This window comes from Streptomyces sp. NPDC059900, from assembly GCF_050270335.1.
GTDB lineage: Bacteria > Actinomycetota > Actinomycetes > Streptomycetales > Streptomycetaceae > Streptomyces.
The window spans coordinates 1-25,840 of sequence record NZ_JBNNJZ010000074.1; the positions used below are offsets into that span (position 1 = coordinate 1).

Here is a 25,840-nt window from a genome sequence, read left to right on the forward strand (position 1 = left end):
GGTGTTTTTTTGTTTTTTTTCCCCCGCGGTTTGGTGGCAGTTGTGGGTTGGTATTTGAGGGATAAAAAATAGCGGGGGGGGCCGGCACCCATCGGGGTGGCCGGCCCCACCGTCGGCGTCGTCAGAGGCCAATCTCAGGCCCTCTAAGGGGAGTTGCGCCGCCTGTCTGGCCGCTGCAACGGCCCCTCGGAGTCGAGCATGTCGAGGTAGCGCTGCACCACCGCGGAGATGACCTGCGTGCCCTTACGGCCGAAGTCCGCCTCCTGCAACGCGAGGTTGAGATTCGCAACCCACTCGTACGAGTCAGGACCCACTCGGTAGGTTGACGGCTGCGTTTTTTCGGTGTCCCAGATCCGCTCCATCGCGAACTCGGTCGCCATGTCGATGAGCTCGGACACCTCCCCCGGCACCAGCCGCAGCGCCGCATCCAGGTAATGCCCGATCGCCAGCTGGGGGTTTCCGCTGGTCCGGCGGTCCGTATTCACGCGCTCCTTGAGCAGCGCGAGGATGTCGGGCGCGATACGGAACCCGAAGGCCCGCCACGTGCCCGCGTGCACCTTGGCGTCGCTGAAACTGCTGTGGATGGCCGCATGGGCCCCGCCCGGCATCTCCTGCTGCCGCCGGGGGCGTGCCACCGCGACCGGCTGGTCGCGAGAAGGGCGCTCGTCGACGGATGCCGCCGCCGCGGGCCCCCGCTCCCCCGACCCATGGGCGGAGGGCGCATCCGCCCGGGAGGCCGCGGAGGCAGCCGGCTTCTTCGCCGGAGACGCCTTCTTGGGCCGGGCACCCGATACGACGCCGGGCCTCGCGGGCGTGCTGTCGTGCTCATCGACCGGCGCGGGAGCCGGATCCGCAACAGAGACCGCAGCCTGCGGTGTGACGACCTCGCCGCCGCGTGGTTGCGGAGCACGCGGCGGCGAGAAGGGCCGCGTCTCATCGACGACCGGCGCGGCGGGAGCGGAATCCGGGGCGGGATCGGGAGTGCCCTGTCCCCCGCCGATCCACGAACGGTTGGCGACATCGTCGGCCCCGGCAAGCAGCCCCTGGACCAGCTGGGCACCGGCAGGCTTGAACTTCTTCTTCGGGCGCCCCTTGGAGTCAGCCACCGGAGGCCTCCAACTCGATGCGCTCCGGCATCTCCCACTTCTCCGTGGGCTGTCCCATGCGCTCCACGAGCTGGCCCATGAGCTCGCTGTACATCTTGCCGGGGGTATGACTCGCGAAGCGGATCACGGACGGCACCCCGTACGCGAAGGAGTCGCTGATCCGGTTGTCCGTACGGATGTCCGTGCAGAACGGCGCCAGGTCCGCGTCCAGCATTCCGTTGCGGATGTTGACTTCCTGAGCTTTCCACCTCGATGGAGGGTTCGAACGGTTCAGGACCGCCCCCAGGTACTGCGGCTCGCACTCGCCGCCCGTGCGGTCCTTGACGTACCGCACCGTGCCCCGGGTCGCCGCAGCGCCCTTCAGGGCCGGGTACTCCGGGACGCACACCGTGATGACGTAGTCCGCGGCCGCCAGGGCCGTGGCGGACAGGGAGGAAACGGCAGGAGGGGTGTCGACGACGACGAAGTCGAAGGAGTCGGACACCTCCATCAGCATGCGGCGCAGGATGGGCGTCGACTGGAACCCCTTCTTATGGATGAGGTCCTGAGCGGCAGTCATGGTCGACTCCTCGCACGCCAACAGGTGCAGGGTGCCCGCGTCCTCCCATTCCTCCAGGAGTTCGCTCCGGTCGAACCACAGGCTGGACAGGTCCATGCGCATGCCCTGCATCCGGGCCTGAAGCACCCAGCCCAGCGAACGGGCCAGTTGCTCCTCCCCCGCCAGGTTGACGCCCACAGCCGTTCCGGCCTGCGCCTGAGGGTCCAGGTCGACCGTCAGCACGCGCGCACCCGCCAGGGCCAAGCCCGCAGCAAGGTTGACCGTGGTGCTGGTCTTGCCCACCCCTCCCTTCTGTGTCGCCACGGCGATGACCTTCATCGCGTGCCCGCCTCTCTCTGGTGCGTCCGTTGATTCGTCAGCCCACATGTGTCACACGGAAGTTAGAGTTCCGCTACTCGTCTGTCTCGGGAGGATGAGCAGCCGGTTTGACCGATTCACCCGAGATTAAGACTTGCCTGCTCGCTCTGTTCCTCTAGTGACACGGGATATCAGGCATGACGATAACAGGACCGGATCTCCGAGGTGTGTGTGACGCGCGCGTCGGTTGAGAACGGATCCGCACGGGTGCTATCGCGCGGGGCGCGGCACGGGACCCATCGAGGGCTCGCTGGCCAGTTCGACCGTTCGCTCGCGTGCCCGCTCGCTCGGTAGATCGTTAGTAGGACTGCTCGTACGTTTCATCGCTTGTTCCATCGCTCGATGGTTAGTTCCGTCGATGGCTCGATCGTGTGTATGAGCGTCACATCGTTTGTGTGTGCGTGGGTTGGTTCGTGCGTGCGTGTGTTCGCTCGTTCGTTGCGTGGTTCGTAAGTAAGTCAGTTGCATACATACATCGTGTGCAAGTTAGAAACATCGTTAGTTCGTTTGTTGGTTTGTTTGATTGCTCTAGCGTAAGTAACAGCGTTGGTTCTGGAAGAGCAGACAGCGTAGGTTGCAGCGCTCGTGCCAGCGAACGTTCTAACGTACGTTGCAGCGTTGCAGACGTCGTAGCTCATATCCGAGCAGTCATCGATACATCTATCGTTGCAACTAACACATTAGAGGCCGTTGTAAGGCAAGTAGCAGATGACGAAGCAGTCTAAGATGTACTCAAAGTTGCTTCTATCATTGCAGGCTACGTAGCAGCGAGCCTGGCGTGAGTTCACTCCGCCGGAGAGCACTCAACAAAAGAACAGCCATCGTTGCAACCATCGTTGTATCCGCAGGCGGACAAGGTATGGGCCGGGGCTGATCGGGTGGGGACGCATGGCGTCGACAAGGCACGCGGAAAAGGGGCAGTGTTCGACCTGTTCGAATCTTCGCTGTAAGCCATCCTAAGCTCGCGTCGCCTCTCGCCGACCGGCGCTGCTCAGCCTCCGGCTCCGCTCTCAGAGCCCGGAAGTCCGCGTCGGCCCATCCCCCACGGGCATGCGAGCATCCGCGTATGAAGCGTTTCGAGACCACCACCCACATCGCCGCGTCTCCGGCGACCGTCTTCGACCTGTCGTTGGACGTCGATCTGCACACCGCGTCCATGGCCGACTCCGGGGAACGGATCATCGGCGGCGTCCGCGCCGGACGTATGGAGCTCGGTGAGACGGTGACTTGGGAGGCTCGGCACTTCGGTGTGCGATGGAAGATGACGTCACGCATCAGCGCCTACGACCGGCCCGCCATGTTCGTGGACGAGCAGGTGGCCGGCCCGTTCAAGCGATGGCACCACACACACCACTTCGCCCCGGACGGCCACGGGGGAACGGTCATGCGCGACGTAATCGAATTCGCGGCACCATTCGGTCTGCTGGGAACGGCCGTGGAGACGGTGGCGCTCAGCCGATACATGCACAAGCTCATCGAGACACGCAACGCACACGTGAGGGAACGGTCGGAGACGCCGTCCTAGGACCGTCCTACTGGCCGACGCCCCGACGCCCCGACGCCCCGACGGCCGGTGCCGCCACGATTGCTCCGAATGCGGTGGGCCGACCGTGAGCTACTGCCTCACCCGGGGCCGTGGTCCGAGGCCGCTGGTTTACCGCGGTAAACCAACAGCCTCGGACCGGAGCTCGGGACCCGGTTCGATCAATGAGCGTCAGCGGACACCTCGTCGAGAGCCGCCGCGTCGAAGCCGGCATCGATCAGTACTGCGGCGGCGACTCCGCGGCCGACCCGGGAGAGGCCGATGAGGAGGTCGTCGCAGTCGATGTGCTCGGACCCGTTCTGCTCGGATCGAGCCTCGGCGACGGAGATTGCCTTGCGGGAGTACGGAGTCCAGGCGATCCGCTCGGCGGCTTGAGAGGCACCCATGCTCAGCCGGGTTCCGACGGACTGATGGACCGTCTCGGGGGAGACCCCTGCCGTGCGCAGGAGGCGGGTTGCACTGTTGTCCTCTGCGGTGAGCCCCCAGAGGAGATGCTCGGTGCCGATGTAGTTGTTGCGGTGCTGCACCGCTGCCCGCTTCACGTGAACCATCGCCTCACGCAGTCCGGCGGTCATCACCTCGGGGCTGTAGCGCTTGTGCGGAGCATGGAAGCGCTGTTGGACAGCTTGCCGGGTCACGCCCAGGGCAGTGCCGATCTCCGTCCAGGAGGAACCGTGCATCCGGCAGTGCTCGACGTAGTCCTCGACAAGGTCGTCCGACAGGGTCTGCAGTTGGCCCGCGAGCTGTGCGGCGACCGTCAGCAGTGCGAGCCAGTCAGGCTGTTCTTGTCCGCCGGAGCGATGCGCGGTGTCGCATCGCCTGTCGACTTCCGCGATGAGGTCATCCAGGTCTGGAAGAGTCATGAGGCAAGTAGGCGTTGACAATTCCAAATTGTCAACGCCTACTTGCCTATCTGCTGCTGCGGAACCGAGCAGACAGGGCATCCATCTGTGGTTCTCCGGTATCGGTTTACCGCGGTAAACCGCCGCCGACCCAGGCTGCTCGTACCCCCTCTGGTTTACCGCGGTAAACCAGAGGGCTCTCTCGTCGCCCCGTCGTCCTGTCGTCTCATCCCGTCGTCTCGTCGCGCGGCACCGCACGATCCGCACCCTCTCCGGTTTACCGCGGTAGACCGGAGAGGCACCCCGCCGTCGCATCGAGCACAGCCCGCGGCGCTGCTCGATCCGCACCCGCCGCTGGTTTACCGCGGTAAACCAGAGCCGCACCCAACCCCCGCCCTCAAGCCCATCGCGTCTCACCAACGCCCCTCACCCACCCCGGTTTACCGCGGTAAACCGGGATCCCTCTGGACCATCCGGGCAAAAGCCGGTGTCGCTGTACGAGGAGCCTCACTCGTCTGGAAAGATGCTCAATGCCCGAAGTACCGGAACCCACGGGAAGCATACGGAGCATCAGATGACTGCTGCTGTCTACGTCGTATCCATCGACCCCCAGGCCTCAACGGTCTGGTGGGCGAACCGAATCAGCGACCTCCCCTTCGACTTCTCGCAGGAGCACGAGGCTCCCGAGAACCTGAAGGTCCTTCAGGACACAGGCGCCAAGGTCCACGTCATCGCCAACCAGAAGGGTGGCGTCGGCAAGACCACCACCACCCTCAACCTCGGCGCTGTCGCGGCGGACGTCCTCAAGGACTCCGACCAGTTGATGCACGTCTTCATCGACACCCCCGGCAGCCTCCAGGACGAGAACCTCCTCCTGGAAGCCCTCAAGTACGCGCACGACGTGATCGTGCCCATGCCCCCCGAAGGCCTCGCCTTCGACCCCACCGCCCGCACCATCCAGAAGGTCATCGAGCCCAGCGGTCTCCCGTTCAAGGTCGTCGTCAACAACTGGGACCCCCGCGACGGAACCGCCGACCTGGAAGACACCCAGGCGTACATCGACGCCCAGGGCTGGCCCCGAACCAAGACCGTCATCCGGCGCTACAAGGTCCACACCCGCGCCTCCGTCGAAGGCAAGGTCGTGACGCAGTACGCGAAGAACCGCGTAGCCATGGAAGCCCGCGAAGACTTCTTCCGCCTCGCCCTGGAGCTGGGTTACGGCGGTGGCGCCTGATGGCTGGACGCCGCACCAGTCTGGCCTCCCTGGCCGGCAGCAAGGTCGATGATGTTCCCGGCCAGAGTGATCCGCTGCTGCTCACTCTGCCGCTGACGAAGCTGGTCCCGACCCGCTTCAACCCGCGCCGGAACTTCGGTACCGATGAGGCCCTGAAGGAGTTCGGCCTCATCCTCAAGCACCGGCAGCTGCAACCCGCCGTCGCCGTATCCCGCTCCGGTTACCTCAAGCTGTGGCCGGAGGAAGAGGAGAGCGTCGGGGACAAGCCGTACGTCATCGCCAACGGCGAGCGCCGCTATCGCGCTTCCCTGGCCGTCGGCCTGACGACACTGAATGTCGTCCACGACGAGAACGTCGCCGCAAGCCGGGCGGACTTCCTCGACGCGGTCCTGTCGGAGAACAACGACCGCGAAGACCTCGACCCCATCGAGCGTGCCCTCGGCATCGAGACGATGGTCATCGAGCTGAAGGGGGCGGACCAAGTGGCCGCCCACTACGGCAAGACCAAGGGCTGGGTCAGCCAGCAGCGCAAGCTGCTCAAGCTGACGCCGGAGCTCCAGGTCTTGGTCAGCTCGGGCGAAATCGCTGTCCGCGTCGCCCGTGAGATCGCGGGCCTGCCCAAGCCGGAGCAGGCGGCGGCATGGGAAGAAGAACTGGCTCGCCGCGCCGAAGCCAAGGCAGCTCCGCGAAAGCGGGTCGCGCCGCCGACGGATGAGACGGGTCCGGCCGAGTCGGGTCCGGCGGAGTCGGCTCCGGCCGAGCCGGCCCAGACCGAAGCACCCACCGCCACGACCACAACTCCCACTCCCACTCCCACTGCCACGACCACCGCCACAACCGCCCCTACCGGCTCAACCAACGGCGAGCGGTTTACCGCGGTAAACCAGCCCGCGACTCCTCCCGCACCCGAGCCGAGCGACTCCGCCGAATCACCGGAGCGGTTTACCGCGGTAAACAGCACCGCCCCAGTTGCCGCCGCCGCTGCCGAGACAGCCGCAGCGGAACAAGAGATGGCCACCACCTCGATCAAGGGGGGAACCGCCACACTGGTCCCTCATCAGAACGGGACGCCCGCCTCGGACTTGCTCCCGTGGGATGAGCCCCTCTGGTTCGACCAGCAACTCCGCAAGCGGATGTCGAAGGAGAACCGCGACAGGCTGGTCTGGCTGCTCCAGGCATCAGACGACGACTGATTGCCCCCTCGGCCAGGCCCTCGGTCAAGTCATCGGCCACGCCTAGTCGATTAACAAAGCGGTCCCCACCGCCCGGATCGAATCCCGGACGGTGGGGGCCGCTTCGCATTACCTCAGACTGCCTCAGCCTGTCGGCAGACATTCAGCCCGCCCGCCGCGTATCCCGGCTCAAATTCTCACGGCATCGGCCGCCGCCCCGAAATCGGCGCAGAGCTTAGGATCGCGCACACAGAAGAATCGAACGCCTCGAACGCCCCCTGGGTTACCCCGCCTCCGGCCCGAAGTCCTCCTCGAAGTAGCTGTCGTGCCGCACCCGGAAGTTCTTGAGTTCCTCGCTGCCGCGCTGCGATATCTCCGCGACCTTCTCGAAGTACTCCTCGCGCGGGGCGCCGGGGGAGAAGAGCATGAGCATCGACATGGGCTCGTCCGTCACGTTCTTGAAGCCGTGCAGGCCGCCGACGGGCACGTACAGGAAATCACCGGCGCGGCCGGTCACCCACTTCTCGCCGTTGAAGAGCTCCAACTCACCGGAGAGAACGTAGAAGGACTCCGACATCGCCTTGTGGAAGTGGACCTTGGCACCGGCGGACCGAGCCGCGAGATCCACCTTGTACAGGCCGAACTCGCCGCCGGTCGAATCGTGCGTGGCGAGGTAGTGAGTGGAGCCACCACCGGGCGAAGTGAGGTCCGGCGGAGTGTCGGCCGTACGGAAGGACGCGTTCACCTCGCCCCTGTCGCCGTGGTAGCGGGGCTCGGGGTACTGCAGGTGCTCCGGGTACGACATCGCGCGCTCCTTGTCGTTGACGCTCACCTGCATCATGGCCGTCCCCAACTGCCCCGGCATCGGGCGCAAGCATGATCAAGACGTAGTCCTGCGCCTGGGTCTTAAGACCTAGGCGCGATCGACCTCCGAGGCCGCGCCGTACTCTGTGCTCTCAAAGTCGATACGTAAAAGTCTTCATCGCAATCCAACTTGCAACATTTATGACGCAAGTTATAAGGTAAATGCATCGTAATAGATCCCTCTCTCAAAATAGGTGGCTCATGAACTTGCAACTAGCCGACAAGACCGCCGTAGTGACCGGCGCGAGCCGGGGGATCGGCCTGAGCATCGTCTCCGCACTGGTGAGTGAGGGCATGCGCGTGGTGGCCGCAGCGCGGACGATCACACCGGAACTCAAAGCCACCGGCGCGATCGGCGTCTCCGCGGACCTTTCGGAAGCCGACGCCCCGGCCCGGCTCATCGCCCATGCCGAAGCCGAGTTCGGCGGCCTGGACCTCCTGGTCAACAACGTCGGCGGCGGTGATGCAGGCGAGAGCCAGACGGGAGGCTTCCTCACCTTCACCGACCAGCAGTGGTACGACGCCTTCGAGTTGAACTTCCTCGCCTCGGTCCGCACCAGCCGGGCCGCGCTGCCTCACCTCACCAAGAGCCGCGGCGCCATCGTCAACATCTCCTCCAACGGAGCCAGGACTCCCCACGCGGGCCCCGTCACCTACACCACCGCCAAGGCCGCACTCACTGCGTTCGGCAAGGCGCTGGCCGAGGAGTTCGGCCCGCAGGGCGTGCGCGTGAACACCGTCTCGCCCGGCCCCGTCCGTACGGACATGTGGGAGAGCCCCGAGGGTTACGGAGCCGAGCTGGCCAAGTCGATGGGCCTGGAACAGGAACAGCTCCTGGCCGGACTCCCCAGCGCCATGGGCATGGTCACCGGCAGGCTGGTGAACCCCGACGAGGTCGCCGCCCTCGTCGCCTACCTCGCCTCGCCTCTCGCCGGCAGCACCACCGGTGCGGACCACATCATCGACGGAGGCGCGATCAAGACGGTGTGACCGCAGCCGACCGGCGCCCGCCCGTCAGGTTGGGCGTCTGCCCGGCAGGTAGGGGCGCCCGCCCGTCAAGGTAGGGGGCGTCCGCCCGTCAGCTAAGCCGACCGCCCGTCAGCTAAGCCGACCGCCCGTCAGATAAAGGGTGAGCATGGTGACGAGTTCGTCCTCGAGCCCCGCGATGTCGACCTGGCCTGGCCCCGCCATCACCCGGTGCACCACCATCTCCACGGTGGAGACGAGAACCCGGGCGGCAATGCCGACGTCCGCGACCTGCACGTCCGGGTGGTTGCGGAGCAGCTTGCGGGCGTAGGCGATCCGCTGCCGCTCGCTCTGCGCGATCCGCTCGAGCAACTCCGGGGCGCGCGGCCCCTGCTCCATCATCACGCGCAGCAACTGCGGGTCCTCGCGGTGGTTCTCGATCGCGCCGCGCACGTAGAAGCGCATGATGCCCTCGATTGACCCTGGCGGCAGTTCGTCCTGGTCCAGCGGGGCGGCGGCTATCCCGGCGTCGAGATGCCGGGTCAGCAGCTCGACCAGAATCGCGTCCTTGTTCGGGTAGTACTGGTACAGCGAGCCGATCGACACCCGGGCTCGCTCCGCGATCCGGTTGGTGGTCCCCGCCGCATACCCGTACTCGGCGAAAACGCGAGCAGCGGCGTCGAGGATGCGCTGCCGGGTCAGCTCGGCCCGGACCTGACGGGGCTGTTTACGTGGCTGAAGTCCGCGGCGATCGGACGTCATGGCACCTCCGGCGAGAGGCCGTGAAAGCGAGTAGCGCACGACCTGAGTAATTGCTCACAATAGTGCCATGAACTGCGGCGATGCGGTTCAGAACCTGCATCCGATCCCTCATCCGGTCCCGCATCGGACCCCTCATCCGATCCGGGATCCGACCCCACAGCCGTACGCCGAACCCCGCTGGAGGAAGTTGCCATGACGCACGCACTCACGCGCCCACGACGGGTCTCCCCGGAGGAGGTACTCGCACGGCTCGGGCAGCCCGACGCCATGGTCAAGGCGAAGGTGAAGGACCGTATCGACGACTACTTCCGCTTCTTCATCGCCCACTCACCGTTCCTGACGATGGCCACGGCGGACGCGGCCGGCCGCGCCGACAGCTCGCCTCGCGGCGACTATCCGGGCTTCGTGAAGGTGCTCGACGAGCACACCATCGCGCTCCCCGACCGCCCGGGCAACAAGATCGCCGACTCCTTCCGCAATCTCGCCGAGAACGACGGCGTCGGGCTGTGCTTCTTCGTACCCGGCATGCGCGAGGTCCTGCGCGTCAACGGCAGCGGCTACATCACCGACGAGCCCGATGTGCTGGTCCGTATGCGCACCGAGGCCAAGCAGCCGGAGTTGGCGATCGTCGTCGAGGTGGCCGAGGCGTACTTCCACTGCGGGCGCGCGCTGATCCGCTCCCGGCTGTGGGACCCCGCCAGCCAGGCGCTCGCCGAAGGGATGCCGTCGTTCGGTGAGATCGCCGCCGCGCAGTTCGGTGTCGACGTAGACCCGGCACTGCTCGAACAGTCCCTCGAAGAGGGCTACCGGAAGCTCTACTGACCCTCCCGAGAGGAATCACCGATGCAGCAAACCGTCGTCGAACACATCGACCCGGTCGCCGAGGACGTCGTCGCCCTCACCCTGCGCGCCACGGCCGGACAGCTGGCGCCATGGGGCCCGGGCGCCCACATCGACCTGTCCCTGCCCAACTGGCTGACCAGGCAGTACTCGTTGTGCGGGGACCCCGCCGACCGGGACGCCTACCGCGTGGCCGTCCGCCACGACGCGCTCAGCCGCGGAGGCTCGGAGTACGTCCACCGGTTCCTGCGGCCGGGCCGCACCCTCGACGTCTCCCTGCCCCGCAACCACTTCCCGCTGATCCCGGCACCGCGATACCTGTTCCTCGCCGGCGGCATCGGAATCACACCCCTGCTGCCGATGCTGCGCGCGGCAACGGCCGCTGAACTCCCCGCGACCCTGCTGTACGTGGGGCCGTCGGCGGACACCATGCCCTTCGCCGGTGAACTGCTCCGCTCGTACGGGGACCGGGTGCGGATCGTGGAGACCGCACGGCAGGGCAGGCCCGACCTCGAAGCCCTTGCGGCCACGCTGGACGCCGACACCCTGGTCTACTGCTGCGGTCCCGCGGCGATGCTGGCGGCGGCCGATGCGGCGTTCCCCGCCGAGCAGCTGTGCGCCGAGCGATTCCAGCCGGTGGCCCGTACCTTCGGCCCCGACACCGCGTTCGAGGCGGTCTGCGCCCGATCCGGGACCACCGTCACCGTGCCCGCCGACGAATCACTCCTGGACGCCCTCGCCCTCGCCGGGCACCCCATCCCCTCCGGCTGCCGCGAAGGGGTCTGCGGCAGCTGCGAGATCACCGTCCTGGACGGCGCCCCCGAACACAGGGACGACATCGGCGCCCCCGAGGACCGGATGTACGCCTGCGTGTCGCGGGCACAGTCACCCCGCCTGGTCCTGGACCTCTGACAACAAAACACCCAAATCGCACGGCAATGGCCTGTGACAGAACGAAGACACCGCGGAGGACTGCCTGTAACTCGGTGCGGGATACAAATAGTTCAGACCGCACGCACCGCGCTACAACTCCTCTTGGGGGAACGCACCATGAAGCACACCCGCCTCGCCGCCATCGCCGCCCTCGGTCTCGCCGCCAGCCTCTCGCTCACCGCCTGCGGCGGCGACGACTCGGCGAAGGACTCGTCCTCCAAGGGCTCCTCGTCCTCTTCGTCCTCGGACAGCGGCTCCAAGGCGGAGAGCGGCTCGGACTCCGACGGCACGGAGGCCGGCGCGGGGGCCGACAACGCGAAGTCCGGCTCCGGCGAGGACACCAAGACCGAAGCCGGGAGCGGCACGACGCAGACCAGCGGCAAGGTCAAGTTCTGCACGACGGAGGACCTGGCCATCGACGCCACGGACGCCGCGCCCGACGAGACCTCCGGCCGGATCAACATCACGATGATCAACCGGGGCTCGACCACCTGCTCGGCGACCGGCTTCGCGGGCGTCGACATCAAGGACGAGGACAACACCTCCAGCCCCATCGAGCGCGGCCAGGCCCAGCCCCGCATCACCACCCTCAAGCCCGGTGACGCAGCCGTCTTCAACCTCGCCTACGACATCGACAGCACCGGCGAAAGCCTCGCGTCCCCCACCAACATCGAGGTGACGCCCCCGAACGAGACCCACAGCGTGACCCTGGACTGGCCCGCGAGCGCCGGCGACATCAAGGGCGCCTACACCGACGTCCAGGTCTTCCCCACGCACACGACCAAGTAGAAAACCAGCCACGGCATCCGGCCCCCGCCCATGCCCGAAGGTGGACGGACCCGCGCAGGCAGCTGCCCAATGTAATGTTCCTTATCCATAGACACCTATTACCTGCGGAGGTCGTATGGATACGGAGATGGTGCGGGCGTGGGTCGACGGCTGGGTCGTCTCGCGCGGGGCCGCGCCGCCGGTGGAAGAGCCCTGGGGGTTCACGGTCGACGTGGGTCTGCCCAAGCAGGTGACCCGGCATGTCCTGCCGCACGCCGACGAGGCGCTCGTCCGCAAGATCGCGGAGCGGGCAACGGCCCCCGGCACCTGGCTCAAGGTGTGTATGGCCCCCGAGACCATCGCCCCCTGGCTCGCGCCCGACTGGGTCTTTGACGACCCCGGCTTCCTGATGTCGACGACTCTGCGTCCGTCGACAACCCTGCATCCGTCCGCAGCCCCACGTCCGTCCTCGACGGACCTCCCCGCCGGCTACCAACTACGCCTGTGGAGCGGGGGAGATGTCACCCGCGCCCTCATCCTGGCGCCGGGCGGCGCTTTCGCCGCCCGCGGCCAGGTCGCCGGCCGTCCCCGCGCCGACTGCGTCGTGTTCGATCAGATAGAGACCGCACCTGCTCACCGTCGCCGGGGCCTGGGGCGCGAGGTCATGCAGACCTTGACGAACGCGGCGATCGCCGCGGGCGCCCGGACCGGGGTGCTCGGCGCGACCGTTGACGGGCAGGGCCTCTACAAGTCACTTGGCTGGATCGCACACGCGCCGCTGACCGGAGTGTTCCGCACGTCGCCCGACGCCGGGGGATGAACGGCAGGGGATAGCGGACGAACGACAGCGGACGACCGGCAGCGGATGAACGACAGGAGACGACCGGGAGCGGACGACCGGCGTAGTCGTCAGGACGCCGGGACCGGTTTCGGTTCGCCGGGATTGACCACCGCGATACCTTCGCCCTCCAGCTTCAGCTGCACGGCCTCACCCGAGCCGCCCTTCACCATCGAGCCGACGCTCTGCGAACGGTGCAGCGAGGGATGCAGCTGCGGGCTCCAGGCGACGACGGCGTCTGTGTCCACGTACACGGGCGCGTCCGGCGTCACAGGCAGCACGAGCGGGATACCCGCACTGGTCAGCGCCAGTCGGCCGGTGCCGGTGAACGTGCAGTTGAACAGGCCGCCGCCCGCCATCCCCGCGCCCTTGACGGTGGTGATGTCGTAGTTCAGCGAGGCGTCGAAGCACAGGACGTTCTTGCCGTTGACCGTGAGGCCGCGGCCTTCCGCCACGTCGACGAGGAAACAGTGCGCCGCGTCGGACGCGAACCACGCCTCGCCCTCACCGCTGACCGTCATCAGGGCCAGGCCCTCACCGGTCACCGCACGCTTGAGGAAGTTGCCCACGCCCTGGCCCTGCCGCTCGAACTCCAGCGAGCCCCGCCAGGCGACCATCGTCCCCTGCCGGGCTCGCGCCTCGCCCTTGACGGTGTAGCGCACCGCCATGGCGTTCTCCTGCGTGAGGCCGGGGGCCGACGCGGGTTGGATGAGATTCTCGGGATCAAAGAGATTTCGATGCATAGAGCTCCCGTTACCCCCTCAACTCGCCCTCAGGCCAACACAGTTGAGGAATGCGCACCCCCGGTTATGACCGCCGGGGCGGAGCTCAGTGGCGGCCGTGCGCGGTGTCGGCGGCTCCTCCGAACAGCCGGGCGACGGCCCGGAAGGGCAGGGTGACGACGGTGGCGATGGCTCCGCCGATGGCACGGAATACATCTGCGATGGCCTTCAGCATGAGGGCACCTCCGGAATCGGCCGTCCGCCCGGTGGTCCGGTGACGGCGAGTGGGACGCCGTACGTTCCCGTACGGCCTGACCACACCCCGGTGCCCATAGCTGAGCAGCGGAAACACGGAGACGGCCGCTCCCGTGAAGTGTCGTCGAGCCGTTCACGGGTACCTGCTCGGGCCAAGAGCCGAACGGCCAAGGAGGAGACATCGTGAGTGAGTGGATACCGGCCTCCCCCGGCGAGGACGGCAGCACACCCGTTCCCAGGGACCCACCCGACCAGCAGGCCACGGACGAGCCGGACGCCTGGGACCTGGACGTGGGCAAGGCCGACGACGACACCAAGACGGACGACGACACCAAGGCGGCCGAGGTCCCTGAAACAGACGAGGGAGGCACCGCCAGGCGCGGCGAAACCGACGCCCTGGAAAGCCACCCGGAAAAGCCGGTCCCGGACGAGCCTTCCGGCTGAGCAGCGGAGAGCCGTGGGCAGCCCCCACCCGGCGGGGCTCACGGCCCTCCGGCCAGCTCACCCCGGTCGTCCCCTACCCTCCCCGCCAGGAGTGCGCTCCCGCCCGACACTTCCGGCCTGGCCACAGCATGGGGCCATTGGTACCATCGGTACCATGACGAGCAGTCCCAAGGCGCTGAACCTGAGGTTCCCCGACCCGGCACAGCGCGCGGCGATCGAAGCAGCGGCCAGGCAGGACGGCGTGAGCCTGCAGGAGTACATCCTGAGGGCCGCCGTCGACCGGGCCACCGCGGTCGAAAAGACCTTCCTGGCCGCGTTCCAGGCCTCGCAGGCACGCAGCGGCGAAGCCTTCCGTGACCTCGGCGAACTGGACCCGGCCCCGGAGCAGCGGACAGCCGAGCAGACCGCCCGCCGCGACCTTGACGCACCCGCACAGGGGCACGCTGCGTGACCCAGCCCGAACCACAGCACCCGCTCGACGTCTCCTTCCTGCTCCACGCCGCCGAGCTCCTCGACGGGGACCCCCAGGTCGACGACCTGGGCCCCTTGTACGCCGCGATCGGCCGAGTCAACGCCCGCGCCCTGGAGCACGACATCTACGGCTCGCTCAACCTCAAGGCCGCCGCGCTCCTGCACACCCTGGCCCGGCTGCCCTGCCTCGAGCACTCCAACGCGGCGTTCGCCTGGCACTCCACCGAGGCCTACCTGATGCTCCACGAACGCCGCCTGGACTACCCCATCAAGTCCGCGGCCGAACTCGTACGCGACGCCGCCTCCGGCACCCGCGGCGTGGCCGCCATCGCCCGCCAACTACGCGACTGGACCATGACCTGACCACCCGCGAAGCAAGACACACACCCCAGGGCTCGGGCTAGTCACCCGCGTGTCCGCCGTGTGCACCGTGCCCTCCGTGCCCTCCGTGTCCCGCGGACGGTGTGCCGGCCGCCTGGCCCCTGTCCACGACGACGAACTGCCCCATCATTCCGCCGTCCTCATGGGTCAGCAAATGGCAGTGATACATGTACGGGGTGTCCGGGTCGGCCGGCCCGTCGAATCGCATCGCCAGCTTCATCGTCGTGCCGTTCGGCAAGAACACCGTGTCCTTGGCCCCGCGCAGCGCGGGCGGCGGCGCCTCGCCGTTCACCTCGAGCACCCGGAACTGAACGTCGTGCACATGGAAGTTGTGCGGCATGCCGTTGCTGTTCCGGACGGTCCATGTCTCGGTCGCACCCCGCGTGACGGTCTCGTCTATTCGGTCCATCTTCATCGCGCGCCCATTGATCCCGGACTGCTTCAGATCGAAGAACCGCCCACGCGCCGGATTCTTGCCGTCAGGCACCTCCAGCTCACCCAGCCGCTCCGGAATGTCGCCCGAAGCACGCAGCTGCTTCGCGGCCCGCAACTCCAGGACGTCGAAGAAGTCATCGCCCCCACTGAACCGCTGCTCCCACGAACCCCCGTAGTTGTCCTGCGGGAAGCTGCGCAGGACGGTCTTCTCACCCGGCTCCATACGCACCACGATCTCGGCCCGCTCGCCGGGCGACAGCTGTATCCGCTCCATACGGGCCGGCTGTTCCAGGAGGCCGCCGTCCGTGCCTACCAGGGAGAAGGAGCGGTCGTCCGGGAAGCCGAAGTCGTATGTGCGGGCCGTCGAGGCGTTGAGCAGCCGCAGCCGGACGAGTTCGTCGCCGACCTTCTGATACGGACGGAGCGTGCCGTTGACCATGGTCCGGTCGCCCAGGAAGCCGACACTGCGCATCATCTCGTGACTGTGGTCGAACTTCGCGCCGTCGAACTTCACGTCCTGCACGATCACCGGCAGATCATCGACCCCGTACTTCTTGGGCAGGGTGAGTCGCGCGGACTGCTTATCGTCGAGGAGGAACATCCCCGCAAGGCCCCGCTGCACGTGCTCCTCCGTCGCGCCGTGTGGATGCGGGTGATACCAGAGCGTCGATGCGGGCTGGTCCACCGTCCACTGCGGACTCCAACTCCCGCCAGGCTTGACCATCTGGTGCGGGCCGCCGTCCATCTTCGCCGGGAGATGCATGCCGTGCCAGTGCACGGTCGACGCCTCATCCAGGCCGTTCCTTATCCGCACGCGAACCTTCTCACCGCGCTCCGCGCGCAGTGTGGGCCCCAGATAGTCACCGTTGAAGCCCCAAGTGGATGTCTTGCGACCGTCCTCGAAGTCCTTCTCGCCCGCCTGCATCCGCAGGTCGAAGACGCGGGTCCCGTCCCTGTCCACGCGGGACTTCGCGAGCGGAGGTATCGACAGCTCGTTGTCGAACTGCTCCTCGCCGACCGTGCTGACCTTGGCGTTGTTCCACAGCCACAGGACGCCGCCGCCGATCGCCAGTGCCACGACGGTGACGAGCGAGCCGAGAACGACGAGAGCGCGCTTGAGTGGGGACATGCTTCAAGCCTGGCGACAAGCCAGGCCCGGGACATCGGGGAACGCCCCGGAACCAGCCCGGACACAGACCCCGGAGATCCTCAGGGATCCGCCCCTACTGGACGGGAGGAGCAGGACTGAAGCGTGACGCGACACGGAACCGCCGGCGACTCCCAGAGCCGTCTCGCGAAGTTCAGATAGTCGAGCACAGATGAAGAGGCGTCCCGCACCGACCGCAGGTGGCAGAACGCCAAGGTAAAGGCAGCCCGATCAGCGGACGAGAGCCCACCGGCCCGCATTCGCCCCGCGATACGGCACGGGCGCACGCCGCCGTAGCCGAGAAGCCGGGCACGTGACCGAGATACATTTCCCGGCCCAGTCGTCCAGCTCCCAGCGGAACCCGACCGACGTGACCAGCAGCCAGATCACGGCCCTCTTCCTCGACGTCGCCTTAATCGTCGCCCTCGCCCGGGCCGGCGGCGCCGTGGCCCGGCGATGCGGCCAGCCCGCCGTCATCGGCGAGATCGTGGCAGGCATCCTCCTGGGCCCCACCCTGCTGCACGAGCCGATAGCAAAGACGCTCTTCCCCTTGGAAGTACGCAGCGAACTGGGCGCCCTGGCCGACATCGGCCTGGTTCTGTTCATGTTCGCGCTGGGCATGGAGTTCGACTGGACTGCGAAACGCTCAATACGGCGCACCTCGCTCGCCATCGCGACATGCTCAGTGGTGTTCCCTTTCGCGGCGGGCGCGGGAATCGGCCTGTGGTGGGGCCCCGGCGAGACCGAGGCAAGCAAGCTGGCCCACAGCATGTTCATGGGCATCGCGCTCTCCGTGACCGCGTTCCCGGTACTGGCACGGATCATCGAGGACCGGGGCATGGCCCGGACGCCGCTGGGCCAACTGGCGCTCGCCAGCGCAGCACTCTGCGACATCTATGCGTGGATGCTCCTCGGCGCGGTCCTGCTGCTCTGCGGCAGCAGCGACGCACCCTGGCGCCTCCTCTGGGCCGTCCCCTACCTGATCTTCCTGGCCACCGCAGTGCGGCCACTGCTCCGCGCGGTCATCCGCAAGGCGAACCGCGAACTCGACATGGTCGTCACGTTCGTCGGCCTGCTCGCCTCCAGTGCTGCCACGGAATGGATGGGCCTGCACTTCATCTTCGGCGCCTTCGCCCTCGGCATCGTGCGCACCGCCGCCCGGCGCGGGCTGCCGGAACAAGCAGATACGCGACTCCGACAGGCCATCGGCACGCTCCCAGGACGCATCTTCATGCCGATCTACTTCGTCGTGGCGGGCTGGAACGCGGACCTCTCCGCACTCAGCAAATCTCAACTACCCGACCTTGCAGTGCTGTTGCTGGCCGCAGTGGCTGCCAAGTCCCTCGCTGCGGCAGGGGCAGCGCGGCTCTGCGGCTTGCCCGGGCGCGAGTCCGCAGCGATGGGCGCCCTGATGAACACGCGCGGCCTGACCGAACTCATCGTGCTGACCGCCGGCCGCGAATCGGGCCTCCTCGACGACACCCAGTACACCCTGCTTGTCACCATGGCCGTGCTCACCACAATATCCACGGGACCGATCCTGAACCGGCTCCTCCGTGCTTCCCGACCAGGCGGCGAGACGTCACCATCCACCCCCTCGATCCAGCCACCGCCAGCAGGGGAACCGGCACACGAAGCAGCGACCGAACCACCTCTACGGAACACACGAGGCTGACCGAGCGGGCCAGGAACCGGGTACTCACGCTGCTCACATACCCTGTCCATCATGAGTCGTTGGGAAGAGCTGACCGGTGGGACGTCCGGAGAGGACTACGCCGCGCGCTTCGCGGCCCTGGCCGACAGTGGCAAGGACATGCACGGCGAAGCGCAGTTCTGCGCCGCGCTGGTCCCGGCCGGGGCGCGGGTGCTGGATGCGGGCTGCGGTACCGGCCGGGTCATGATCCGCCTGGCGGAGCTCGGCTACGACTGCGTCGGTCTCGACCTCGACGCCTCGATGCTGGCCGTGGCCCGCAGGCAGGCACCGCACCTGCCCTGGATGCAGGCAGACCTGGCCGCGTTCGACCCGGCCGAGCTCCCCGGCGGCGCGGACTTCGACCTCGTGGTCGCCGCCGGCAACATCTTCCCGCTCCTTGCCGCGGGCACCGAGACCGAGGTGACGAAGCGCCTGGCCGCGGCCCTGCGCCCCGGCGGCCTCCTGGTAGCCGGATTCGGCCTGGACGCAGCCCACCTGCCGGTACCACCGTCCATCACCCTGCCGGAGTACGACGCCCACTGCGCAGTATCCGGCCTGACGCTGGTCGACCGCTTCGCAACGTGGGACGCAGCTCCCTACGAGGGCGGCGGCTATGCGGTCAGCGTCCACAGGGCGCAACCGGGCGGCTGAAGGCCCCTCCCCGCTGCATTCGTGCGGGCAGAGCCCCTTGACCAACGTGGGCGATGTGGCCGCTTGTTTCCGGACACTTTCCGGGCGGCAACCATTTCGCAGGCCGCAACCGAGGTGCCGCGCGGGCCGGGTAAGGGCCCATCTGCGCCTTGTTGTCCGTACGGAGGGGAGGGGCTGGTTCCACCACGTGTGACACAGGTGTTCGGGGGAACCGTCCGTGGCTTGTGGTGATGGCGTGTCAGGTTGTGTGCCTCCCGTGACCGCCCGGGGCCCTGATGCAACGCACCTGGGGTACGCGCCTTGGCGTACGACTACCTCACCGACGCCCTCTGCTCCGTCGTAGCCACAGCGGACGAGTCCGGTGCGAAGGCCAACTCGTACTCCTACAGCCCCCGCGGCGTCACCCGCTCGGCGAGCAGCGAGAAGGTCGCCCAGCCCTACCGGTTCGCCAGCGGCTATCAAGCCACCGGTTGACCGCCGTAGAGCATCATTCGTCGGTATGGAGCGTGCTGAAGGATGAAAGAGTCCTCGGGCTGGAGCGACCGTCGGCGTAGTGCTGCTATTACCGCCGGAATAGCCGCGGTGGGGGGTGCTATGGCCCGTGTGGGCAACTCCGGATTCGACTGGACGATCCTTCTGTTCGCCCTGATCGGCGCTACAGCGGGGGCGGTCATGGGTTCTCTTTGGCCTCGGCTCTGGAGCTCTTCACGGCGTGAATAGAAGTGGACACGGTCCTCGATAGGGAGCCTGGGGCGCACTGAACTCCGTGCCCCGTGACGGGAAGGCGTGCTTCTACCTCACCGACGCCCTTGGCTCCGTCGTCGCCATGGCGGACGAGTCCGGTGCGAAGGTGAACTCGTACTCCTAAGCCTCCGGGGCGCCACCCGCTCGACGAGCACCCTGTAGGCCAGCCGGCCCTACCGGTTCGCCGGCGGCTACCAGGACCCGACCGCCGAAGCCGCCGGCCCCCCATCGGCCTCTCCGCTACGTCAACTACGGGAGGCCATGCGGATGGCTTCGGACGCCGGACTCTCCGACGCGTCGGCGCCCGGTCCGGGTACCCGCAAAGCGTCCGCGTGCCCGCAGTGGGGACCGGTATCGGCGCGGGGGGTATGCGTCAGAGCCACGGTGCGTACCCCGGACGCCCGCTCGTGAGCCCAGAGGTCGGGCCTGCGCCGCCGGGTCATCAGCACGTACCCGCCGAGCAGGACCGCGATGAGAACGATCAGCAGCACCTGCGGAAAGTGGTCGATCAGCTCCCACTGGAACGCGCGCGCATCCGCCGCCGAAGCGTCCCGCACCCGGCGCACCACCCACGACGGCCCGTACAGCAGCACCATCGACGCGGCCACGAGGGTCGCCATCAGCGGGAGAGCCACTACGCCCGGCAGCGACGCCCGGACCGCGACCCGCCACAGCGCCGGCCGCCCGTCGCCTTCGACCGGCGCCAGCTTCAGCAGGAGAAGCCGCTTGCCCGGAGTCGTCCCCGTCAGCCAGGGCAGCACGACGAACCACACGGCGAAGACCGCGGCCATCACCTGCGATACGGGTTGGGACGGGCTGTACAGGTCTTCAGCCGTGACCAGGACCAGGAGGAGGGTGACGGCCGAGACCCCGGTCAGGTCGACCAGCAGCGCCACCAGGCGCCGCCCGGCGGTGACGAACTGCCGGGCCGGCGTCGCGTCCTCAGGCGTCTGCCACGTAGGGAGCAGTCGGGCCAGCGGCCCGGCCGCGTACCAGCCGAGCAGCGTTCCCGCGGTGTTGAGCAGCAGGTCGTCGACGTCGAACAGGCGGTACGGGCACGGGTAGATGCCCCACAGCCCGGTGCCTTGCGTGACCTCGAAGAACAGCGAGGCGCCGAAGCCCGCGGCGGCCGCAGCGCCGATGCCGCGCCGCAGGTGGCAGCGGACGAAGACGCCGAGGGGGAGCAGCAGGGCCAGGTTCAGGACCGCGCCGCTGACTGCGGGGTTCTGGAGCAGCAGGGCGTTCAGCGTGACCTTGTGGTGTGCCTCTTTCCAGATGTCGCTGAAGGTGTTGCCCGGCATCCACTGCGGGTGGGCGACCGCCGCGAACGTCTTGCACATCTTCGCTGTCCGCCCGGGCAGCGGGATGAGCGTCATGCAGAGGGCCGTGATCGCGTAGTACAGGAAGCCGAGGAGCGACAGGGCGCGCCACTGCGACACGGTGCTGTGGCGGCGGTACAGGACGACCGCCGTCGGCAGGAACAGCACCAGCGCGAGGAGCGGGAAGAGCGCTGCTGCCGTCTTCATCGGCAACAGGTACACAGAAGTCATGCGCCAGACTATACACAACGCATATACACCGAGTGTATAGCGGTGTGAGCTGCAGCTTTGTATACGGAGGGTCGGGGGCGGCGACGGGTGCGTGCCGGCTCTGATAGGCGCCCCGTGCGCTGCCCCCGTCCGTTCGGCGGCGGGGGCAACGCACCTCTGTACCTAGAGGACCCTCATGACCTAGAGGCCCCTCATGCCGTACACGTCACGGGTTCCCTCTCCGTCGTACGCAGGCACGCCGTCAGTGCCCCATGCCTCCGCCGCCGTCAACAGGAAGGACCGCACCGGTGATGTAGCTGGCAGCGGGCGATACGAGGAACGCGATGGCCGCGGCGATCTCCTCGGGGCGGGCCAGGCGCCCCAGGGGTATCTGCTCCACGAGGTGATCCCGCTGTTCGTCCGAGAGGCTCTCGGTCATGTTCGTTTCGGTGAGGCCGGGGGCGACAACATTGAACGTGATGTTGCGGGAGCCGAGTTCGCGGGCCATGGACCGCGCGAATCCGACGAGACCGGCCTTGGACGCGGCGTAGTTGGCCTGCCCGCTCTCACCGCGCAGGGCGACGGCAGAGGAGACGAGCACGACACGCCCGTACCTGGCCCGGAGCATCGCCCTGCTGGCCTGCTTGACGACGCGGAACGTGCCGGTGAGGTTGGTGTCGAGGACGGACGTGAAGTCGTCCTCGCTCATGCGCATGAGCAGTTGGTCCTTGGTGATGCCCGCACTGCACACCAGTACTTCGACGGGACCGTGTTCGTTCTCCGCCTCCTTGAAGGCGGCCTGCACCTGGTCGGTGTCCGTGACATCGCACCGGATGGCGAAGAGCCCCTCGGGGGGTTCACCGGTGCGGTAGGTGATGGCAACGCGGTCGCCTGCCGCTTGCAGGGCGCGGGCAGCGGCCAGGCCGATGCCGCGGTTGCCGCCGGTGATCAGGACGGAGCGGGACATGGGGGATCCCTTTCTGAAAGTGCTGTGGAGCAGTGGAGTTGATACAGGTCAAAAGGTAGATGAGGGCATGCCCGAGCGCGTCAGCTGCCTGCTGATGTGCGCGGCCGTATCCATCACGGCCTCGATCAGACGGACCTGCGCCCTGGCATTGCACACCTGGCTGTGGGCCGCCAGGAGGCTGACCGCGCCGGCCACGGTCGAGCCACGCCAGATGGGCGCCGCGATGGCATCCCTGCCGCGCAGGGGAGAGGGGCCTACGGCATATCCGTCCTGCCGGACACGAGTGAACTGGGGCCGTGCCGCGGTGACATCACCCAGGCAGGCCAGGATGGCCCACCCCGGCGGATCAGCCTCAAGCGGAGCACGCCACAAGGCCTGAAGCGATGCCCGCGGGGTGGCCTGAAGCTGCCGTGCGTGCGCTCCCAGGGCCTGTTCGGCATGAATGCGCATCGGCTTGCCGATCAAAAGCGGTGCGTACGCCAGAGCGATTTGGCCAGTGCGTGACTGTAGTGTGATCAGTTCGGCGCGGACTGTAGCCGAACCCGTGCTCGTCGGCGGACCGGACAAATCTGAGAAGGAGTCGGAGAAGAAATGCGGTGCCTCTACAAGGGAGTAGTGGCCGCGCGGCCCTCGCCGCTCCACGGCTCCCTCGCCCACCAGCGCTTGTACGTAGCGGTAGGCGGTGGGGGCGGGCAGATCCGCCCGGACGGCGATAGAGGCCAGCGGATGGGCGCCGTCGCCGAGCTGCTGCAGTGCACGCAGCACCGCGAGCGTACGCCCGACAGAAAGACCACTTCGCTCCGACGGTATGACGGCAGGTGTCTGCAACAACGCGAATTCCCCCTCGCGGTTGAGGATCGCCGCGTCTCCCACAACACGAACAGATCCGAGCTTCCATTGTCGCTACCACCCCACAGGCACCACCAGGACCAGCTTTTTCCTGAAGGCGAAATTCAGGAAAACGGCTTTCCGGTATATGAGCCGGCTCCGCGAAGTTCCCGGCTCAGGAGAGGGTGAACGGTGGACAACAAGGCAGCGCTGCGGCAACTGCTGCGGTGGAAGAGGCAACAGGTGGACCCCTCAAGCCTGGGCTGGCCTCCCCGCACCGGTCGCGGCCGCCGCTCCCCGGGCCTCTCGCAGGCTCAGGTCGGACAGCTTCTCTTCGTGTCCGAGCGGACCTACGCGCAACTGGAACGCGGCGAAATGCCCGCCCCGACCCCTGAATTCCTCGACCGCGTCTCGGTCGTCCTGGGGCTGCAGGAGCGCGAGAGAATCGCGCTCTACGTCTACTCCGTCGGCCACGAACCGCCCCACCCGCAGGACCCGCTGGCCGGCACCAACGTCCACCCCGCATGGAAGGTGGCAGTCGAGGCCATCAAGGGCCAGCCGTGCTACGTCAACGATGTCGCCTGGAACGTCCTGGCCTACAACGACGACTTCCTCGACATGTTCCCCCGCCCCCGCGGAGCCGAGCCGGCGCTGCCCGAGCGGAACCTCATCCGCTACATGCTGCTGAGGGAAGACGTCCGGGAACACCACATGGTCAACTGGGAGACACAGTGGGCGATACCGCTCACCGCCCAACTGCGCACGGCCGTCGCCGCTCATCCGGAGAACGCCGATCTGCAACAGCTGGACCAAGAGGTCGACGCGGACCCGGTGGTCCGCCCCCTCTACCGGGACCGCCATGTGGCCTACGTCCACCCCAACGGCGACACGCGGAAGATGCGCTACCACGGATACGGAGGCCCGGACGGAGAAGCGTATTTGGACCAGTGCTGCGACCGGCACGCTCCCTCCCGGGTAGGGGACGTCACCATGTGCACGGCCATGCCGCTGGGATCGCCCGGAGCACGGTTCACCACGCTGGTGTTCAGACCGGACCCGGCTCGTACGCGGTCAGCCGCGGCCGGCGACTGACACGGAGGGCGGCCTCTGCATTTCGCAGAGCAGAATCACAGCAGGCCCCCATTTCGATGATTGAAACTGGGACAGATTCGGCGAGTTCGTGCCTTGCGCCGCCTCGGACGGCCGATGTGTGATGACTACACCTTGCACGCCGAACCCCGGCGGGTGTGTGCGTGCAGAGCACCGAACTGGTCGCCTCCGACCATCCCACGTTCGGTTGGGGTGCCGCCCGGCGCAACAGGCGGCACCCCCCAAAGAACCCCTCTGCGGCGCCTCAGGCGACCGGCACCCGAGGTTCGGTGCGGCGGTCGAAGGCCCACTGGGCGGCCCCGCTCGCCAGCTCGATGATGCTGGGGCCCGCGGTCTCCCCCTGCAGATGTCCGTACTCCACCGCGATGACGATCATGAGGCGCTCCGGCAGGCGGAGCTGCGGGAAGAAGTCACACCGGAAGATGTCATCCATCGCCTCACGAACCTTCAGCCCCCCTTCGAAACGCAGCCGGATCTCGCGCTGGAGAGTGCCCAAGTAGTCGATGTGCTCACGCAGATCATGGGGACCCTTGAGCCCGCCATGCCCGGGGATGATGACCCTGGGCGAGAGACCCAGGATCGTCTCGTTCGCGTCGATGATGTTCTGAATCGGACCTGACCAATGCGGAGGATGGTCGTCGGGGAAGAAAACGTCGCCCGCGCACACCACATCGCCCACCCGCGCGATCAGATCTCCCGAGTGATGGGCGGGCCCGACCTCGATCAGCTCGACCTCCGTCCCGCCGACCTCAAAGACGTGACGGCCGCTGAACGTCTGTGTCGGTATGGGCGTACGGGCCGAGAGGAAGTCGAACATGCCGAAGTGACGGCGCAGGTACCAGCCCAACGCCCCGTCCGGCGACGTCTCGTTCAGCAGACGATGCATCTCCTCGGGCGTCGGCTCATGCCCCAGATGCTCGAAGCCGGAAAGGGTGGTGATGACCGTCGCCCCGGGAAACAGATGATTGCCCCAACTGTGGTCACCGTTGGCATGCGTGTTCACCACGGTCGACACGCGCCCCGATCCCAGCACCGGCCGCGCCGCCCGGATCATCGCATCGGTCAACGGCTGGTCATAGGGGGTATCAATGACCGCGGCGTCCTCACCGGACACGATCCACAGACAGTTCGCATACCCCCAACCACCACTGTCGTAAGGCATCCACGCATGCAGACCTGCAGCGCCGGGAATCGGGACAAGCTGACTAGGAAGCTCCATCGGCGCATTGTCGCCGAAGTCCCCCATCTTGTGCTGCGCAGTAGCTCACATAACCAAAAACCTCCGGGTCGCGTCCCACGTAGTGGTGTAGAGATGCGGACTTGAGAACTCCGCAGGTCCTGCCGACGGTGGGGCTGATGCGTCGCCGCGTCCTGGCACCGACCGCGGCGAGCAGCGTGGGGAGTGGGGCAAGCCGCTCGAGGTTCTGGGCGCCGGCTTGCATCCGGACCCAAGCAGTCCGGCTCTCTACACCACACAGCGGGGCACTACCCGGCTAGCCGTGCTCCGGGCGGAGATACCGGCTCGTCCCCTCGCGTCTCGATGCCGGGTGCGGGCCCGTCTGTGCTTCGGGGCGGGGTCGTGTGTGGGTGCGGGGCCGCGTCGGTATGTCCGTCCTCGCTATCGGGTGGGCGCCGCCCTGTTGCTTCGGGGCCGGAGTGGGGCTAGCCGTGCTCCGGGC

27 protein-coding genes are annotated in these 25,840 nt (G+C 67.3%); 15 read left to right on the forward strand and 12 right to left on the reverse strand.

What is annotated here, in order from left to right:
- Nucleotides 1-143 precede the first annotated feature (143 nt).
- Together ACQKIP_RS13820 and ACQKIP_RS13825 are read right to left on the reverse strand one after the other, a co-directional pair.
- On the reverse strand, nt 144-1,106 hold the full coding sequence (locus ACQKIP_RS13820) for a hypothetical protein (protein ID WP_365866239.1): 963 nt from the start codon (nt 1,104-1,106) through the stop codon (nt 144-146).
- Entirely contained in the window at nt 1,099-2,031 is a 933-nt protein-coding gene (locus ACQKIP_RS13825; protein ID WP_361197603.1) for a ParA family protein, read from the reverse strand. The genes ACQKIP_RS13820 and ACQKIP_RS13825 overlap by 8 nt, the downstream gene beginning before the upstream one ends.
- Before the next feature lie 1,057 nt (nt 2,032-3,088).
- Between ACQKIP_RS13825 and ACQKIP_RS13830 the strand changes: the two genes are divergently transcribed.
- Nucleotides 3,089-3,547: an SRPBCC family protein gene (locus ACQKIP_RS13830; protein ID WP_365866235.1), complete on the forward strand. Its 459-nt coding sequence runs from the start codon at nt 3,089-3,091 to the stop codon at nt 3,545-3,547.
- Between the two features lie 179 nt (nt 3,548-3,726).
- Here the strand turns inward: ACQKIP_RS13830 and ACQKIP_RS13835 are convergent, their stop codons facing one another.
- Nucleotides 3,727-4,428, reverse strand: coding sequence for a Clp protease N-terminal domain-containing protein (locus tag ACQKIP_RS13835; protein ID WP_365866233.1), 702 nt, complete (start codon nt 4,426-4,428; stop codon nt 3,727-3,729).
- 553 nt (nt 4,429-4,981) lie between these two features.
- Here ACQKIP_RS13835 and ACQKIP_RS13840 point away from each other — a divergent pair.
- Together ACQKIP_RS13840 and ACQKIP_RS13845 are read left to right on the forward strand one after the other, a co-directional pair.
- On the forward strand, nt 4,982-5,641 hold the full coding sequence (locus ACQKIP_RS13840; RefSeq protein ID WP_365866231.1) for a ParA family protein: 660 nt from the start codon (nt 4,982-4,984) through the stop codon (nt 5,639-5,641).
- The gene (locus ACQKIP_RS13845; RefSeq protein ID WP_365866229.1) at nt 5,641-6,834 is read left to right on the forward strand and encodes a ParB/RepB/Spo0J family partition protein; all 1,194 of its coding nucleotides are present in this window, start codon (nt 5,641-5,643) and stop codon (nt 6,832-6,834) included. Before ACQKIP_RS13840 ends, ACQKIP_RS13845 begins: the two co-directional genes overlap by 1 nt.
- A 262-nt stretch (nt 6,835-7,096) precedes the next feature.
- Here the strand turns inward: ACQKIP_RS13845 and ACQKIP_RS13850 are convergent, their stop codons facing one another.
- Nucleotides 7,097-7,618 (reverse strand): cupin domain-containing protein, encoded by a 522-nt coding sequence (locus tag ACQKIP_RS13850; RefSeq protein ID WP_365866301.1) that lies wholly within the window; start codon nt 7,616-7,618, stop codon nt 7,097-7,099.
- A gap of 260 nt (nt 7,619-7,878) precedes the next feature.
- On the opposite strand from ACQKIP_RS13850, the gene ACQKIP_RS13855 reads away from it, so the two are divergent.
- Nucleotides 7,879-8,667 carry an SDR family NAD(P)-dependent oxidoreductase gene (locus ACQKIP_RS13855; RefSeq protein ID WP_365866227.1) on the forward strand — a complete coding sequence of 263 codons (789 nt, stop codon included), beginning with the start codon at nt 7,879-7,881 and terminating at the stop codon, nt 8,665-8,667.
- A gap of 108 nt (nt 8,668-8,775) precedes the next feature.
- Here the strand turns inward: ACQKIP_RS13855 and ACQKIP_RS13860 are convergent, their stop codons facing one another.
- Entirely contained in the window at nt 8,776-9,405 is a 630-nt protein-coding gene (locus tag ACQKIP_RS13860; RefSeq protein WP_365866225.1) for a TetR/AcrR family transcriptional regulator, read from the reverse strand.
- Between the two features lie 192 nt (nt 9,406-9,597).
- Here ACQKIP_RS13860 and ACQKIP_RS13865 point away from each other — a divergent pair, with 192 nt between their 5' ends.
- The 4 genes from ACQKIP_RS13865 (at nt 9,598) to ACQKIP_RS13880 (ending at nt 12,766) form a co-directional block, all read left to right on the forward strand.
- A complete protein-coding gene (locus ACQKIP_RS13865; RefSeq protein WP_365866223.1) occupies nt 9,598-10,227 on the forward strand; it encodes an MSMEG_1061 family FMN-dependent PPOX-type flavoprotein in 630 nt (209 codons plus the stop codon).
- Nucleotides 10,228-10,248: 21 nt separating this feature from the next.
- Nucleotides 10,249-11,157 (forward strand): PDR/VanB family oxidoreductase, encoded by a 909-nt coding sequence (locus ACQKIP_RS13870; protein WP_365866221.1) that lies wholly within the window; start codon nt 10,249-10,251, stop codon nt 11,155-11,157.
- Between the two features lie 138 nt (nt 11,158-11,295).
- Entirely contained in the window at nt 11,296-11,967 is a 672-nt protein-coding gene (locus ACQKIP_RS13875) for a DUF4232 domain-containing protein (RefSeq protein ID WP_365866219.1), read from the forward strand.
- Between the two features lie 115 nt (nt 11,968-12,082).
- Nucleotides 12,083-12,766 carry a GNAT family N-acetyltransferase gene (locus ACQKIP_RS13880; protein ID WP_365866218.1) on the forward strand — a complete coding sequence of 228 codons (684 nt, stop codon included), beginning with the start codon at nt 12,083-12,085 and terminating at the stop codon, nt 12,764-12,766.
- Nucleotides 12,767-12,855: 89 nt separating this feature from the next.
- Here the strand turns inward: ACQKIP_RS13880 and ACQKIP_RS13885 are convergent, their stop codons facing one another.
- Together ACQKIP_RS13885 and ACQKIP_RS13890 are read right to left on the reverse strand one after the other, a co-directional pair.
- Nucleotides 12,856-13,527: an AIM24 family protein gene (locus tag ACQKIP_RS13885; protein ID WP_365866216.1), complete on the reverse strand. Its 672-nt coding sequence runs from the start codon at nt 13,525-13,527 to the stop codon at nt 12,856-12,858.
- A gap of 85 nt (nt 13,528-13,612) precedes the next feature.
- Nucleotides 13,613-13,741: an LPFR motif small protein gene (locus ACQKIP_RS13890; RefSeq protein WP_365866215.1), complete on the reverse strand. Its 129-nt coding sequence runs from the start codon at nt 13,739-13,741 to the stop codon at nt 13,613-13,615.
- 203 nt (nt 13,742-13,944) lie between these two features.
- Between ACQKIP_RS13890 and ACQKIP_RS13895 the strand changes: the two genes are divergently transcribed.
- The 3 genes from ACQKIP_RS13895 (at nt 13,945) to ACQKIP_RS13905 (ending at nt 15,039) form a co-directional block, all read left to right on the forward strand.
- Complete coding sequence (locus ACQKIP_RS13895; RefSeq protein WP_365866213.1) at nt 13,945-14,205, forward strand: hypothetical protein; 261 nt, start codon at nt 13,945-13,947, stop codon at nt 14,203-14,205.
- Between the two features lie 154 nt (nt 14,206-14,359).
- Nucleotides 14,360-14,656, forward strand: coding sequence for a DUF1778 domain-containing protein (locus ACQKIP_RS13900; protein WP_365866211.1), 297 nt, complete (start codon nt 14,360-14,362; stop codon nt 14,654-14,656).
- Nucleotides 14,653-15,039 carry a fic family toxin-antitoxin system, toxin component gene (locus tag ACQKIP_RS13905; RefSeq protein ID WP_365866209.1) on the forward strand — a complete coding sequence of 129 codons (387 nt, stop codon included), beginning with the start codon at nt 14,653-14,655 and terminating at the stop codon, nt 15,037-15,039. Before ACQKIP_RS13900 ends, ACQKIP_RS13905 begins: the two co-directional genes overlap by 4 nt.
- A 37-nt stretch (nt 15,040-15,076) precedes the next feature.
- Here the strand turns inward: ACQKIP_RS13905 and ACQKIP_RS13910 are convergent, their stop codons facing one another.
- Entirely contained in the window at nt 15,077-16,621 is a 1,545-nt protein-coding gene (locus ACQKIP_RS13910; RefSeq protein WP_365866207.1) for a multicopper oxidase family protein, read from the reverse strand.
- Between the two features lie 331 nt (nt 16,622-16,952).
- On the opposite strand from ACQKIP_RS13910, the gene ACQKIP_RS13915 reads away from it, so the two are divergent.
- The 3 genes from ACQKIP_RS13915 (at nt 16,953) to ACQKIP_RS13925 (ending at nt 19,457) form a co-directional block, all read left to right on the forward strand.
- Nucleotides 16,953-18,314 carry a cation:proton antiporter gene (locus tag ACQKIP_RS13915; RefSeq protein ID WP_427743057.1) on the forward strand — a complete coding sequence of 454 codons (1,362 nt, stop codon included), beginning with the start codon at nt 16,953-16,955 and terminating at the stop codon, nt 18,312-18,314.
- A gap of 51 nt (nt 18,315-18,365) precedes the next feature.
- Nucleotides 18,366-18,983: a class I SAM-dependent methyltransferase gene (locus ACQKIP_RS13920; RefSeq protein WP_365866203.1), complete on the forward strand. Its 618-nt coding sequence runs from the start codon at nt 18,366-18,368 to the stop codon at nt 18,981-18,983.
- Between the two features lie 300 nt (nt 18,984-19,283).
- Nucleotides 19,284-19,457, forward strand: coding sequence for a hypothetical protein (locus tag ACQKIP_RS13925; RefSeq protein WP_365866201.1), 174 nt, complete (start codon nt 19,284-19,286; stop codon nt 19,455-19,457).
- A gap of 515 nt (nt 19,458-19,972) precedes the next feature.
- Here the strand turns inward: ACQKIP_RS13925 and ACQKIP_RS13930 are convergent.
- The 3 genes from ACQKIP_RS13930 to ACQKIP_RS13940 form a co-directional block, all read right to left on the reverse strand.
- Nucleotides 19,973-21,277, reverse strand: coding sequence for a VanZ family protein (locus ACQKIP_RS13930; RefSeq protein ID WP_365866199.1), 1,305 nt, complete (start codon nt 21,275-21,277; stop codon nt 19,973-19,975).
- 241 nt (nt 21,278-21,518) lie between these two features.
- Nucleotides 21,519-22,223, reverse strand: a complete 705-nt coding sequence (fabG, locus tag ACQKIP_RS13935; protein WP_365866197.1) for a 3-oxoacyl-ACP reductase FabG — start codon at nt 22,221-22,223, stop codon at nt 21,519-21,521.
- Nucleotides 22,224-22,271: 48 nt separating this feature from the next.
- Nucleotides 22,272-23,096 (reverse strand): helix-turn-helix domain-containing protein, encoded by an 825-nt coding sequence (locus ACQKIP_RS13940; protein WP_365866195.1) that lies wholly within the window; start codon nt 23,094-23,096, stop codon nt 22,272-22,274.
- A 147-nt stretch (nt 23,097-23,243) separates the two neighbouring features.
- Here ACQKIP_RS13940 and ACQKIP_RS13945 point away from each other — a divergent pair, with 147 nt between their 5' ends.
- Nucleotides 23,244-24,143, forward strand: coding sequence for a helix-turn-helix domain-containing protein (locus tag ACQKIP_RS13945; protein ID WP_365866193.1), 900 nt, complete (start codon nt 23,244-23,246; stop codon nt 24,141-24,143).
- A gap of 262 nt (nt 24,144-24,405) precedes the next feature.
- On the opposite strand, the gene ACQKIP_RS13950 is transcribed toward ACQKIP_RS13945, so the two are convergent.
- Nucleotides 24,406-25,380, reverse strand: a complete 975-nt coding sequence (locus ACQKIP_RS13950; protein ID WP_365866191.1) for an MBL fold metallo-hydrolase — start codon at nt 25,378-25,380, stop codon at nt 24,406-24,408.
- Nucleotides 25,381-25,840 lie beyond the last annotated feature (460 nt).

What these genes read in the sequence shown, in the direction of transcription:
- ACQKIP_RS13825 (WP_361197603.1), bottom strand. Translation starts at nt 2,031, where the DNA reads ATGTGGGCTGACGAATCAACGGACGCACCAGAGAGAGGCGGGCACGCG.
- ACQKIP_RS13830 (WP_365866235.1), top strand. Translation starts at nt 3,089, where the DNA reads ATGAAGCGTTTCGAGACCACCACCCACATCGCCGCGTCTCCGGCGACC.
- ACQKIP_RS13835 (WP_365866233.1), bottom strand. Translation starts at nt 4,428, where the DNA reads ATGACTCTTCCAGACCTGGATGACCTCATCGCGGAAGTCGACAGGCGA.
- ACQKIP_RS13840 (WP_365866231.1), top strand. Translation starts at nt 4,982, where the DNA reads ATGACTGCTGCTGTCTACGTCGTATCCATCGACCCCCAGGCCTCAACG.
- ACQKIP_RS13845 (WP_365866229.1), top strand. Translation starts at nt 5,641, where the DNA reads ATGGCTGGACGCCGCACCAGTCTGGCCTCCCTGGCCGGCAGCAAGGTC.
- ACQKIP_RS13850 (WP_365866301.1), bottom strand. Translation starts at nt 7,618, where the DNA reads ATGTCGTACCCGGAGCACCTGCAGTACCCCGAGCCCCGCTACCACGGC.
- ACQKIP_RS13855 (WP_365866227.1), top strand. Translation starts at nt 7,879, where the DNA reads ATGAACTTGCAACTAGCCGACAAGACCGCCGTAGTGACCGGCGCGAGC.
- ACQKIP_RS13860 (WP_365866225.1), bottom strand. Translation starts at nt 9,405, where the DNA reads ATGACGTCCGATCGCCGCGGACTTCAGCCACGTAAACAGCCCCGTCAG.
- ACQKIP_RS13865 (WP_365866223.1), top strand. Translation starts at nt 9,598, where the DNA reads ATGACGCACGCACTCACGCGCCCACGACGGGTCTCCCCGGAGGAGGTA.
- ACQKIP_RS13870 (WP_365866221.1), top strand. Translation starts at nt 10,249, where the DNA reads ATGCAGCAAACCGTCGTCGAACACATCGACCCGGTCGCCGAGGACGTC.
- ACQKIP_RS13875 (WP_365866219.1), top strand. Translation starts at nt 11,296, where the DNA reads ATGAAGCACACCCGCCTCGCCGCCATCGCCGCCCTCGGTCTCGCCGCC.
- ACQKIP_RS13880 (WP_365866218.1), top strand. Translation starts at nt 12,083, where the DNA reads ATGGATACGGAGATGGTGCGGGCGTGGGTCGACGGCTGGGTCGTCTCG.
- ACQKIP_RS13885 (WP_365866216.1), bottom strand. Translation starts at nt 13,527, where the DNA reads ATGCATCGAAATCTCTTTGATCCCGAGAATCTCATCCAACCCGCGTCG.
- ACQKIP_RS13890 (WP_365866215.1), bottom strand. Translation starts at nt 13,741, where the DNA reads ATGCTGAAGGCCATCGCAGATGTATTCCGTGCCATCGGCGGAGCCATC.
- ACQKIP_RS13900 (WP_365866211.1), top strand. Translation starts at nt 14,360, where the DNA reads ATGACGAGCAGTCCCAAGGCGCTGAACCTGAGGTTCCCCGACCCGGCA.
- ACQKIP_RS13910 (WP_365866207.1), bottom strand. Translation starts at nt 16,621, where the DNA reads ATGTCCCCACTCAAGCGCGCTCTCGTCGTTCTCGGCTCGCTCGTCACC.
- ACQKIP_RS13920 (WP_365866203.1), top strand. Translation starts at nt 18,366, where the DNA reads ATGAGTCGTTGGGAAGAGCTGACCGGTGGGACGTCCGGAGAGGACTAC.
- ACQKIP_RS13930 (WP_365866199.1), bottom strand. Translation starts at nt 21,277, where the DNA reads ATGACTTCTGTGTACCTGTTGCCGATGAAGACGGCAGCAGCGCTCTTC.
- fabG (WP_365866197.1), bottom strand. Translation starts at nt 22,223, where the DNA reads ATGTCCCGCTCCGTCCTGATCACCGGCGGCAACCGCGGCATCGGCCTG.
- ACQKIP_RS13950 (WP_365866191.1), bottom strand. Translation starts at nt 25,380, where the DNA reads ATGGAGCTTCCTAGTCAGCTTGTCCCGATTCCCGGCGCTGCAGGTCTG.